The organism is Streptomyces sp. 11x1 (assembly GCF_032598905.1).
Lineage (GTDB): Bacteria > Actinomycetota > Actinomycetes > Streptomycetales > Streptomycetaceae > Streptomyces.
This window is the reverse complement of sequence record NZ_CP122458.1, coordinates 2143344-2154702: the sequence shown is the minus strand read 5'-3', so window position 1 is coordinate 2154702 and position 11359 is coordinate 2143344. Positions and strand designations below refer to the sequence as shown.

The following is an 11359-nucleotide window of genomic DNA, read 5'->3' as shown; positions in this document are numbered from 1 at the left end:
CGCGGGGCGGGCGCGACAGGCCCTAGGAGGGCCCGGCCTCGTCCCGGGCCCAGGCCAGCACCTGGGGCAGGGCGGGCAGCGCCGCGAAGTGCGCCGCGGAGGGCTGCAACTTGGGCGTGGCCGAGGGGATCTTCTTGGCCAGCCAGTGGAAATGGGCGACGGGGGCGAAGACGTCGTGTTCGCCGTGCCACAGCATCACGGGCACGGAACGGTCGATGTCCTTGAGATCGAAGCCCCAGGGCCGCTGGAACGCGACCAGGTCGTCCACCCAGCCCATCGGCGCGCGGGGGTCGACAGCCTCCCCCTCGCCCACCGCCGACAGGTAGTTCCTGAGGAGGGCCTGGCGGATCCCGGCGTCCTCGACGATCACCCGGTCCACGCTCGGCATCTCGCCGCGGAGGGAGGCGAGGAACACGGTGGGGTCGCGCCGGATGGTCTCGGCGTTGCGGGCCAGCAGTGCACCCAGCTCGGTCACATCGGGTGCGTGGCGCCGCAGCAGCTCGTAGGTCGACACATTGGACTCGGACATGTCCCTGTGCCACTCGGGCCAGTCGAGTCCGTCGGTGGCAGCGTCACCCGGGCTGTCGTCCTCGTTGTCGGGCTTCGGCGGAGCGAGCGAGACCAACGCGGCGACACTCGCCACCTGGCTGCCGATGTTCCGGGCCGCGCAGGCCAGGGCGTGGGGAGCGCCGCCCGATCTACCCACCACCGAGTACTTCTTGAGATCCAGTTTCTCGGCGATCGCCGCGACGTCCTCGGCGGCGTGGACCACTCTGCGATGCTCATGACGGTCGGAACCGCCGTACCCCGGTCGGTCGTACGCGATGAGGCGCACCCCGAGCTTGTGCAGGTCGAAGGTGCGCAGTCGGGGCCCGAGTCGGCTTCCGGGAGTTCCGTGCAGCAGAAACACCGGGTGTGCGTCCGGATCGCCCCAGGTCTCGAAGGCGATCGTCCGTTCGCCGAACAGCGACTTCACTGTCTTGACCACCCGATGCCCTCCCGTGCCAGCGGCTGTGGAGTGAAGCGCGGGACCTCCCAGCATTACGCATGGGAAGCCCCGCTCCTAGTAGCTGCTCAGCCGTTCTGGCTTCATGTGGCAAGAATTGGGTAAACGTGGGCCGCTCGGCTGTTCACGGCCCAAGGTAGTGCACAGGAACACGGGTCGCCGGACGAGGGGGGAATTCGTGGTGACCGAGCGAGTCATGGGGTATGCCTCCTCACCGTGCTCCCGAGGTCCTTTCCGCCCCCGAGCGCTGCCCGCACCCGGGTGAAGGAGCGACCACCCGTAAGGAGCAGTACGGACGCTGACGTTCCGGGAAGTGGTGCGACTCACGCCCCGGCGGCCATCTCGGTCCCCTGCAGCTCTGGCTCCGGGCCCCGACCCCCGCCGTCACCACCGCCCCTGCCCCTCGACTGCCGTGCGCACGGCCACAAGGGATGGGCGACGTCCGCCGTTCCCGATATGGGCGAGTACCCCGAACGGTGTTAAGGAACCCCGGGTGAGCCGGTAGTAGCCGTTGCGAGTTGAATAGTCGTCATATCGCCTATTGCGTACACCGGTTGGGGGACCGGACCAGCGCTCGCGCTGCGGTGCCCCGGGGCGGGCCTGTTGCGCCGGGCGGGTGAGGGCGGGGCACGGGACGTCCGCCGGGGCGCCGCCCCGTGACGGGCGGCTCATCCGTTTATCCCTTTAAATGCATGTATCACGTTAGATGAATGTATTTGTCGGGTCAGGAATCTGTCGGTGTCGCCCCGGGATGGGTCCATGCGCATGAGTTCGAATGCCGCTCCGGTCGTCGCGCCCGTCGCCGTCCGGGCGGCCGCGCCGTCGAGGCCCGGCCCCGTCGCCGTGGTCGCCGGAGCCTTCACGCTGGCCCAACTCCTGCTCGTGCCACCGGGGATGGGGCTCGGGTGGGACGAGACGGTGTACGTCAGCCAGGTCAGCCCGCACGCGCCGGCGGCGTTCTTCAGCGCCCCGCGCACGCGGGGCGTGCCGTTGCTGGTGGCGCCGGTGGTCGTCTGGACGTCCTCCACCGTGGTGCTGAGGGTGTATCTGGCGGTGCTGTCGGGGGTGGGGCTCTACCTCGCCCTGCGCGCCTGGCGAGGACTCTTCCCGGCGCGTGCGCTGGCGCTCGCCGGGGCGCTGTTCGCCTCTCTGTGGGTGACCCTCTTCTACGGACCGCAGGCCATGCCCAACCACTGGGTCGCGCTCGGCGCGCTCGGCTGTGTGGGGTGCTTCCTGCGGGCGCGGAACGATCCGGAGGACCGGGCGGCGTTGTGGGGCGCGGGCGCGGCCACGGCCCTGATGGCGTGGATGCGGCCCACCGACACCGTATGGGTGACCCTCCCGCTGTTCACGCTGCTGGTCCTCGTACGGCGGTGGCGCCGGCCGCGGCTCCTGGGGGTGATGGCGGCCGGCCTCGCCACCGGCGCGCTCGCGTGGGTCGTGGAGGCGTACGCCCAGTTCGGCGGGCCCGCCCGGCGGCTGGCCGACGCGTCACGGATCCAGGGCGGGCTGGGCTGGAACATCGCGGTCGACGACCAGGTGCGCAGCCTGGTGGGCCGTACGCTGTGCCGGCCGTGCACCGGCGAGCTGCCGCACCCCGCGGTCATCGCCTGGTGGTTCGTCCTGCCGGTGCTGGCCGCTCTCGGCCTGGCCGTCGCGGTCCGGGCCGGACGGGCGACGCCCACGGTGATCCCGCTGGTCTGCGCCGCCACGGCCGCCGTTCCGTACCTGTTCCTGATCGGGTACGCCGCCCCCCGCTTCCTGCTGCCCGCGTACGCCCTGCTGGCGATCCCGGTCGCCGACGCGCTGTGGGACCTCGTCAGAGGGCCGGGCGGGGCCTGGCGGCCGGTTGTGGGGGCCGTGGTGGCGCTCGGGCTCGTCGGGCATCTGGCGGTGCAGTACGCGGTGCTGGAGCGCACGGTCACCCGCACCACGGCCTTCCACCGCGACTGGGACCGTGTCGCCGCCGAACTGCGGCGCCTCGGTGTACGGCCCCCTTGTCTGCTGACCGGCGACTACGCCATCCCCATCGCCTACTACGCGGGCTGCTCCTCAGGCCACACCAGCGGCAACAACGCCAACATCACCCGCGACGGCATCCTGCGCACCGCCGACCGTATGCCCGTGGCGGCGCTCGTCGCAGCGGGCGGCGGACCACCGGAGTACGCGCGGGGGTGGCCGGCGCGCGAGGTCGCGGGGTTCCGGCTGCATGTGGCGCCGCCGGGAGGCCGGGTGCTCACGGGGCCCTGACCGCGGCGCCCGTGACGAAGCCGCCCTTGGCCGTGTCGAAGACGGGGCGGTAGGTGTCCCAGTCCAGGGCCGGGGCCGAGAGGTAGATGTCGTACTCGCGTTCGCCCTCGCGGCCGTATCCGAGGTCGATGGCGCGGAAGGCTCGGGCCCGGCCCTGGAAGGTGAACTCCCAGATGGCCGCCGGCTCCCCGCGGAAGGAGGTCCGCTGCATCCGCAGCCGCCGGTACGAGCCCGGGTAGTTGACCTTGGTGTTGGCCTCGATGTCCTCGAAGTGGGCCATGGGGTGCGAGCCGGCGGGGTCCACGATGCCGACCGTGAGTTCGGCGAGTCCGGTCTCGTCGGTGTACGTGAGCGACTCGGACGTCCGCTTGCCGGCCTTCCAGCCGTCCGGGACGGGGAAGGAGATGCCGAGGGTCTCGTCCGTGACCAGGTGGAAGCCGTCGGGTACGGGCGAGGCGGAGGGGGAAGGGGTGGCGGAGTTGCGGCCGCTCGGGGGCGCGGACTGCCGGGCCGGGTCCCCGGTCACGTAGAGCGCGGGGCCGACGACCGTCGCGGCCACGGTCACCGCGACGGCGACCGTGACGAGCAGTCGGCGCTTCTTCCGACCCGCGCCGACGGGCCGCCCACCGTCCGCGGCGCTTCCGTCACCAGTGGCGAGGCTCCCTGGGCCGGTGTGCCGACCCCCGGCCCGGTCACCGCCGGTGTCGTGCACACGGGTCGCGCGGACCCCGGCCTCGGCAGCGCCGGTCCCGAACCCGTCGTGCCCGCCTCCGTCGTGCGCGAGCCCGTACGAGGGTCCGGTGGGCGAGCCGCCGGTGGACGTGCCTCCTCCGGCCAGGGCTCCGGCCCCCGGCGTCGGCAACGGCAGCGCGACGGTCGGCTGGCCGGAGACCACGGCGCGGAGGGCTCGTTCGGTCTGTTCGGTGGTGGGCCGGTCGGCGGGTTCCTTGGCCAGGAGTGCCTCGATGAGGGGACCCAGGGCGCCGCCCCGCTTCAGGGGCTCCAGGGGGTCCACGGCGATGGCGTACGCGGCCTCCATCGCGGTGAGGCGGCGGAACGGCGGCCGGCCCTCGACCGCCTGGTAGAGCGTGGCCCCGAGGGCCCACAGGTCCGAGGCCGGGCCGGGCTTCTGGCCGCGGATGCGCTCCGGGGCCATGTAGTGGATGGAGCCGACCATCTCGCCGGTCTTGGTGAGGGTCGAGGCGTCCGCCGTCATCGCGATGCCGAAGTCGGTGAGGACGACCCGGCCCTCGGCCCCGAGCAGGACGTTGCCGGGTTTGACGTCGCGGTGCAGCACACCCGCGGCGTGCGCGGCGCGCAGCGCGGCGACCATGCCCAGACCGATACGGGCCGCCTCCTCGGGCAGGAGGGTCCGGCCGTCGGCGAGGAGATCGGCGAGGGTGGGCGCCGGGACGTACTCCATGACGATGCAGGGCCGGCCGTCAGCGTTCATGTCCAGGTGGTCGTCCACCACGTCATGGACGACGATCACGTTCGGGTGCGCGATCCGGGCCGCGCTGCGGGCCTCGCGGCGCGTGCGCTCGTACAGGGTGAGGAGGTCGTCCGGCGACAGATGCGGCTGCACGTGCAGCCGCTTCAGCACGACCTGACGGTCGAGGACCTCGTCCCCGGCCCGCCACACCGTGCCCATGCCGCCACGGCCTATCTGCTCCGTGAGCCGGTAGCGCCCGGCGACGAGCCGCCCTACGTCCGACACCACGTGCCCTCCGCCAGCCCTGCGTACGTTCGATTCGCGACGTCACAATATCCGGACCCGGGTAAGGAGCAGGGAGGAGGACCGCTCCGGAGCGGCCGGGGCGCACGCGGGGTGGGAGGGCGCGCGGTGGGGCGTGAGCGGTTGTTCGGCGTACCGTCGTGACTGTGGACTCCACGGCTGACGGTCTCGTGGCCTGTGTCGCGCGTGAGCTCCTCCCCAGAGCGGAGGAGCTGACCGCCGAGGTGGAGCAGTGCCTGCGCCGCGAGATGCCCGAACTATGGGCGCACCCCGACGCCATGGCGTCGGACAATGTCGCCGACCACGTCGTCGCGGTGCTGTCCGCCCTGCAGTACGGCCTCGGCCCGGGCGGCATCGAGGTGTCGTCCGACGAACTGGAGCGCGTACGCCGTGTCGCCCGGCACGGTGTCCCCGTGAGCGCGGTCCTGCGGGCCTTCCGGCTCGGCGAGGGAATCATCCTCGACCACCTGCTGGCGGAGATGCCCCGGTGCACCGACGACGCGGCCCTGGTCAGCGAGGCCGCGCGCCGCCTGGTCGTGGCGGCGACCGGGTACGTGGACCGTACCTCCGAGCAGGGCGTCGTCGCCTACGAGCAGGAGCGGGACCGGCGGCTGCGCTGGCGGCTGTCCATGGTGAACGAGTCGAGCGTCCGCATCGGCACCACGCTGGACATCGCCCGCACCACGCAGGAGCTGGCGGACTTCGCCACCGAGCACTTCGCCGACCTCGCCACCGTCGACCTGCTCGACTCCGCTCTCGGTGCCCACGGCGCCTCGCCGGACGACCCGCCCGCGTCACCCGTGCTCCACCGGGTCGCCCAGCGGTCCGTGGCGCACCCCGGCCCGGCGCCCACGTCCGCTCCCGGACCGCCCCACACCTTCCCGCCCGGGTCCCCGCCGTCCCGCGCCCTGGCCACGGGCCAGCCGTCCAGGCACCGCCTCGACGGCGGCAACCGGGCGCCGTACGGGGCCGCCGGGTTCGCGGGCGAGGACGGCGCTGAGGGTGGCTGCGGGGCGGTGGACGGTGAGGGCGCGGTGGAGACCGACGGCGACGGGGGCGGCGACGGCGACGGCGGGGATGGCCGGCGTGGACGGGTCCACTCCACGCTGGTGGTGCCGTTGCGGGCGCGCGGTGTCACGCTCGGGGTCGCGCAGTTCTGCCGGGACCGCAACCGGGACGCCTTCGACGACGAGGACCTGCTCCTCGCGCAGGAGATCGCGGCGAGGGCGACGATCGCCGTCGACAACGCCCGCCGGTACACCCATGCCCGCGCCACCGCCCTCACCCTGCAACGCAGCCTGCTCCCGCGCCGCACGCCGAAGCAGTCCGCCGTCGATGTCGCCTTCCGCTACCTCCCCGCCGACGCGCAGGGCGGCGTGGGCGGGGACTGGTACGACGTCATCCCCCTCTCCGGGGCCAGGGTCGCGCTCGTCGTCGGCGACGTGGTGGGGCACGGCATCCACGCCGCCGCCACCATGGGGCGCCTCAGGACCGCCGTACGCACCCTGGCCGACATCGATCTGCCACCCGACGAACTCCTCACCCACCTGGACGACGTCGTGCTCCGCCTCGCCGCCGAGGTGGACGAGAACGACGAGAACGACGAGAACGACGAGAAGAGCGAGAAGAGCGAGAAGGACGAGAAGGGCGAGAAGGGCGAGAACAGCGCGGACGGCGAGGGCGGCGAGGGCGGGACTGTCCGGGGCACCTCCGCCGGGCCCATGTCCCCCGGTCGGACCGCGCCCGGTCGGACCGCGCCCGCAGCCCCCGCTGCGACGGGTGCCGTCGCGGGAGGCGGGGACATCGGGGCCACCTGCCTGTACGCCGTGTACGACCCCGTATCGCGCCGCTGCACCGCCGCTCGTGCGGGGCACGTGCTGCCCGCCGTGGTCGGCCGGGACGGCACCGTCGACATCCTGGAGCTGCCACCGGGCCCGCCGCTCGGTTTGGGCGGGCTGCCGTTCGAGGCGGCGGAGTTCGAGCTGCCGGAGGGCAGTCTGCTCGCGCTCTACACCGACGGTCTGATCGAGGCACGGGACCACGACATCGACGCGGGCCTCACCCGGCTCCGTGACGCCCTCGCCCGGCCGGCCCCCTCCCTGGAGGCCACCTGCGACGCCGTGCTCGAAGCGCTGCTCCCGGCCAGACCGCCCGACGACGTCGCCCTGCTCCTGGCCCGGACCCACGCCCTCGGCGCGGGCCAGGTCGCCACCTGGGACCTGGACGCCGAGCCCGCGGCCGTCGCCCGCGCCAGGGCGCACGTCACCCGGCAGCTGGGCGAGTGGGGCCTGGAGGAGCTGGAGTTCACCGCCGAGCTGGTGGTCAGCGAACTGGTCACCAATGCCATCCGCTACGGCCGGCCCCCCGTCCGGCTGCGGCTCATCCACGACCGCACCCTCATCTGCGAGGTCTCCGACTCCGGTGGTACCACCCCGCACCTGCGCCGCGCCCGGGTCTTCGACGAGGGCGGCCGGGGCCTCCTCCTGGTCGCCCAGCTGGCCGAGCACTGGGGCACCCGCCGCGCCCGCCGGGGCAAGACGGTCTGGGCCGAACTGAACGACTCCGCCGTCCTCGCCTTCCCGGAGCCGGCCGCCCTCCAGGACAGGGCCGACGGCCACCCCGCATGAAGCGGCCCGCCGGTCGTCCGGCGGGCCGCTTCGCGGAGGTCGGGGCGCGGGGGGAAGTCGCCCCGACCGGGCCCGCGGAGCCGTCGGCTCACATGTGCACCGCGGGGACGGCCTCGGGGTCGTGCACGGGGGCGCCGCGCCGGTAGAGCAGGAAGCTGACGGCGACACCGGCCACGAAGAAGACGGCGGACCACCAGCACGCGGTCGAGTAGGCCTCCAGACCGGCCTGGGCGGCGACGGCGGGGTCCTTCGGGTTCCGGCCGACCAGATAGTCCGCGGCGGCACTGGTGGAGAGCGTGTTGAGCAGGGCGCGGCCTTCGCGTCGTCCGGCGCCCGGGGTGTCACTCCGAGCGGGTCGGGAGGCGCAGCTCCACCTCGTGGCCGCCGTCGGCAGTCGGGCCCGACTCCAGGGTGCCGCCCCAAACGGGGTGGCGCGGTCGCACCGTGTCGAGCAGGTCGCCGGCCGCTCGCCGTGCCGGTGCCGCCGTCAGCTCGGCGAGGCGGCGGAAGGTCTCCTCGGCCGGGCGGGCGGGCCACTCGGGGGGCAGGTGCCGGGCGGGGAGCCGGGGGTCGGTGCGGATGGTCCACAGCCACTCGCTGACCAGCCGCAACCGGGTGCCGATGGGGTCGTCGCCCGAGCCGCCCCCCGAGCCCAGGAGGGCCGTCCAGCGTTTGTCGAAGGTGACGTAGCGGGCGGCGATGCGCTCCAGGTCCCAGGTGTCGCGGATCATCAGCTCGATGTCGGTGGCCACGTTGGCCTGTGCGTGGAAGATCTTGAGGTGCTCGGCGAGCCCGAGCTCGGTGACCTCCCCGGCGATGTCGACCTGCCCGGGGGCGATCCAGAGCCCGCTGTAGAGGGCGCCGAACCCGGACCAGGTCAGCCGGGAACGCAGGTCGTGCCGCTGGCGTTTCCACGAGTCGGGGAGGGAGAAGCCGAGGAGGGTCCAGGTGCCGTCCCAGTCGTCGTTGACCGCGCCCTGCTGCCAGATGCGGACGCGGCCGTCCCGCAGGACGCGCGTCGCCTGAGGGGTGAGGCCGAAGTACATCTTGCGGCCCTCGCGTTGGCGCCGCAGCAGTCCGCGGTTGACCATCCGGGTCAGGGTGGACCGTACGGCCTGTTCACCGACGCCGACCCGGCCGAGCACGTCGATGATGCTGCCCGAGTACACGCACAGATCGCCGTCGCCCTCCTCCAGCACGTGGTTGCCGAAGAAGGCGAGCATGAGCGACTGGGGGCGAGGCTGCGGACCGGCCGAGGTGGCGCTGTCCGGGCCGTCGCTGTCCGGGGTGTCCAGGATGTCGTAGTCCTCCACGGGGGCAAGCGTACGGCCGCCCGCCGGAGCTCCGGCGGGCGGCCGTACCAGGTCACGGGCGCCCCGTGAGGGATGCGGGAGCCGTGCGCGCGCTGGTCGGGCGCGGGCCTGTGGGGCTTCTCGCGCAGTTCCCCGGGCCCCTGACGGGGTGCGGTCCGCCCCGCCCGGTCCCTGGCCCCCGCCATGCGTCGTTCAGGAGGCCACCTCTTCCTTCGCGGCGCCCCTGGGCGCGGCCTCGGCCTCGCCCAGCGACTCCCGGTGCGTCTCGCGCACGAACCACACCGTCACCGCCGTGATCGCCGCGCCTCCGCAGATCAACAGCGACACCGGCGTGCTGGAACCCCCGTTCGCGGCCACCAGGCTCCCCGCGATCATCGGCGAGAACCCCGCCCCGATCAGCGTCGCGAGCTGATAGCCGAGCGACGCTCCCGTGTAGCGGACCCGCGTCCCGAACATCTCCGTCAGCAACGCCCCCAGCGGTCCGTACATCACCGACTGCGCGATGCCGTGCCCCAGCACCACCGCCATGATCAGCAGTCCGGGTGAGCGTGAGTCCACCAGCGCCAGCACCGGAAACGCCAGTGCCGCCGAGGCCAGCGCACCCGCCAGGACCACCGGGCGGCGCCCCACCCGGTCCGACAGCGCCGACGCGCACGGCAGCACCACCAGCGCCACCGCCGCCGACACCGTCAGCGCCCTGAGCACCTCCGGCCGCGGATATCCGATCCCCGTCGCGTACGCGATCAGATAGCTCGTGAGCAGCGACTGTGCCGTGAACGCGCCGATCCCCACGCACGCCGCCAGCACCAGCGCCCGCGGCCGGCGCATCACATCCAGCAACGGCAACCGCGCCCGGTCCTTCTTCACCTGGGTGAACAGCGGACTCTCCACGACCTTGAGCCGCACGAACAGCCCGACCCCCAGCAGCACCACACTCAGCAGGAACGGCACCCGCCACCCCCACGCCGCGAACTCGTCCCGCGGCATCGCCACCACCAGCGTGACCACCAGCGACGACAGCAGCGAACCCAGGGGCGCACCCATCTGGGTGAAGCTCGACCACAACCCGCGCCGCTTCTCCCCGGCGTGCTCGACGACCATCAGCGTCGCACCGCCCCACTCGCCGCCGATCGCGATGCCCTGCAGCACCCGCAGCGCGATCAGCAACACAGGCGCCCACACCCCGATGGTGTCGTAGGTGGGCAGCAGACCGATCAGGAAACTCGCACCGCCCATCAGCCCCATCGTCAGCAGCAGCATCGACTTGCGGCCCAGCCGGTCACCGAAGTGCCCGAACACGATCCCGCCCAGCGGCCGGGCCACGTACCCCGCCGCGAACGTGCCGAACGCGGCGATCGTGCCCACCGCCGGATCCGCGCCGGGAAAGAACAACTCGCCGAACACCAGCGCGGCGACCGTGCCGTAGACGAGGAAGTCGTAGAACTCCACAGCGGTACCCAGCAGCCCGGACAACGCCACACGGCGCAACTGCCGCGTGCGCTCCGCCTGTTCGGTCTGCTCGGGGTTCGGGGGCGGTGGAGCGACGGGGGACGAAGGCATCGCGGTCTCCCTAGAGCGGGGGGAAGGACACCGTGAACTTAGGTGCATGCCTGACTGTCGTCAATAAAGTGCACAACATTGAGCGGCGGGGGCGGCTCCGGGACAGTGGGGGCCGTCAGTCCGTCACGCCAGGGAGGCACACACGTCATGACCGTCATCGCCGTCATCGGAGCCGGGCCGGGTCTCGGCGCGGCCGTCGCCCGTCGCTTCGGCCGTGAGGGGTTCGCCGTGGCGCTCGTCGCCCGCGATCCGGAGCGCACGAAGGCGCTCGCCGCCGGCCTCGCCGACGAGGGTGTCACCGCGCAGGGGTTCGCCGCCGACGTGCGCGACCCGGAGGCCCTGACCGCCGCACTCGACGCGGCGCACTCGGCGCTGGGGCCGATCGAGGTCCTCCAGTACAGCCCCCTGCCGCACCCGGACTTCATGCTGCCGGTGCTGGAGACGAGCCACACCGACCTGGTCGGCCCGATCGAGTTCTCCGTCTACGGCGCGGTCGCCGCCGTACGGCAGGTGCTGCCCGGTATGCGCGCCCTCGGCCGGGGCACGATCCTGTTCGTCAACGGCGGTACGGCCGTGGTCCCGCACCCCGACCGGGCGGGGACGTCCGTCGCGTTCGCTGCCGAGAGCGCGTACGGCCACCTGCTGCACGACACCCTCGGGGCCGAGGGCATCCATGTCGCGCAGCTGGTGGTGCCCGGCGCGATCGTTCCCGGGCACCACCGCAAGGACCCGGCCGTCCTCGCCGACACCCTCTGGGGCATCCACCGCGACCGCCACGGCTTCCGGCACTTCGCCGACGACCTCGACGCCTGACGGTCGGCGCGCGGACGCCCGGGGGCGGTGTCAGGCTGAAGGCACAGCATCGAGA

At 73.1% G+C, this 11359-nt stretch carries 7 protein-coding genes; 3 read left to right on the top strand and 4 right to left on the bottom strand.

The window, feature by feature from the left end; translation table 11 throughout:
* Window positions 1-22: 22 nt before the first annotated feature.
* Window positions 23-988 carry an alpha/beta hydrolase gene (locus P8T65_RS09610; protein WP_316725013.1) on the bottom strand — a complete coding sequence of 322 codons (966 nt, stop codon included), beginning with the start codon at window positions 986-988 and terminating at the stop codon, window positions 23-25.
* Between the two features lie 777 nt (window positions 989-1765).
* Between P8T65_RS09610 and P8T65_RS09605 the strand changes: the two genes are divergently transcribed.
* Entirely contained in the window at window positions 1766-3256 is a 1491-nt protein-coding gene (locus P8T65_RS09605; protein ID WP_316725012.1) for a hypothetical protein, read from the top strand.
* On the opposite strand, the gene P8T65_RS09600 is transcribed toward P8T65_RS09605, so the two are convergent.
* Window positions 3243-4976: a serine/threonine-protein kinase gene (locus P8T65_RS09600; protein ID WP_316725011.1), complete on the bottom strand. Its 1734-nt coding sequence runs from the start codon at window positions 4974-4976 to the stop codon at window positions 3243-3245. The genes P8T65_RS09605 and P8T65_RS09600 overlap by 14 nt on opposite strands.
* A gap of 161 nt (window positions 4977-5137) precedes the next feature.
* On the opposite strand from P8T65_RS09600, the gene P8T65_RS09595 reads away from it, so the two are divergent.
* Window positions 5138-7618: a SpoIIE family protein phosphatase gene (locus P8T65_RS09595; protein ID WP_316725010.1), complete on the top strand. Its 2481-nt coding sequence runs from the start codon at window positions 5138-5140 to the stop codon at window positions 7616-7618.
* Window positions 7619-7959: 341 nt separating this feature from the next.
* On the opposite strand, the gene P8T65_RS09585 is transcribed toward P8T65_RS09595, so the two are convergent.
* Both P8T65_RS09585 and P8T65_RS09580 read right to left on the bottom strand, forming a co-directional pair.
* Window positions 7960-8931, bottom strand: a complete 972-nt coding sequence (locus P8T65_RS09585; protein WP_399098622.1) for a PaaX family transcriptional regulator C-terminal domain-containing protein — start codon at window positions 8929-8931, stop codon at window positions 7960-7962.
* 192 nt (window positions 8932-9123) lie between these two features.
* Window positions 9124-10491, bottom strand: a complete 1368-nt coding sequence (locus P8T65_RS09580) for an MFS transporter (RefSeq protein WP_316725009.1) — start codon at window positions 10489-10491, stop codon at window positions 9124-9126.
* A 147-nt stretch (window positions 10492-10638) separates the two neighbouring features.
* Between P8T65_RS09580 and P8T65_RS09575 the strand changes: the two genes are divergently transcribed.
* The gene (locus P8T65_RS09575; RefSeq protein ID WP_316725008.1) at window positions 10639-11304 is read left to right on the top strand and encodes an SDR family NAD(P)-dependent oxidoreductase; all 666 of its coding nucleotides are present in this window, start codon (window positions 10639-10641) and stop codon (window positions 11302-11304) included.
* Window positions 11305-11359 lie beyond the last annotated feature (55 nt).

What these genes read in the sequence shown, in the direction of transcription:
- P8T65_RS09580 (WP_316725009.1), bottom strand. Translation starts at nt 10,491, where the DNA reads ATGCCTTCGTCCCCCGTCGCTCCACCGCCCCCGAACCCCGAGCAGACC.
- P8T65_RS09575 (WP_316725008.1), top strand. Translation starts at nt 10,639, where the DNA reads ATGACCGTCATCGCCGTCATCGGAGCCGGGCCGGGTCTCGGCGCGGCC.
- P8T65_RS09605 (WP_316725012.1), top strand. Translation starts at nt 1,766, where the DNA reads ATGCGCATGAGTTCGAATGCCGCTCCGGTCGTCGCGCCCGTCGCCGTC.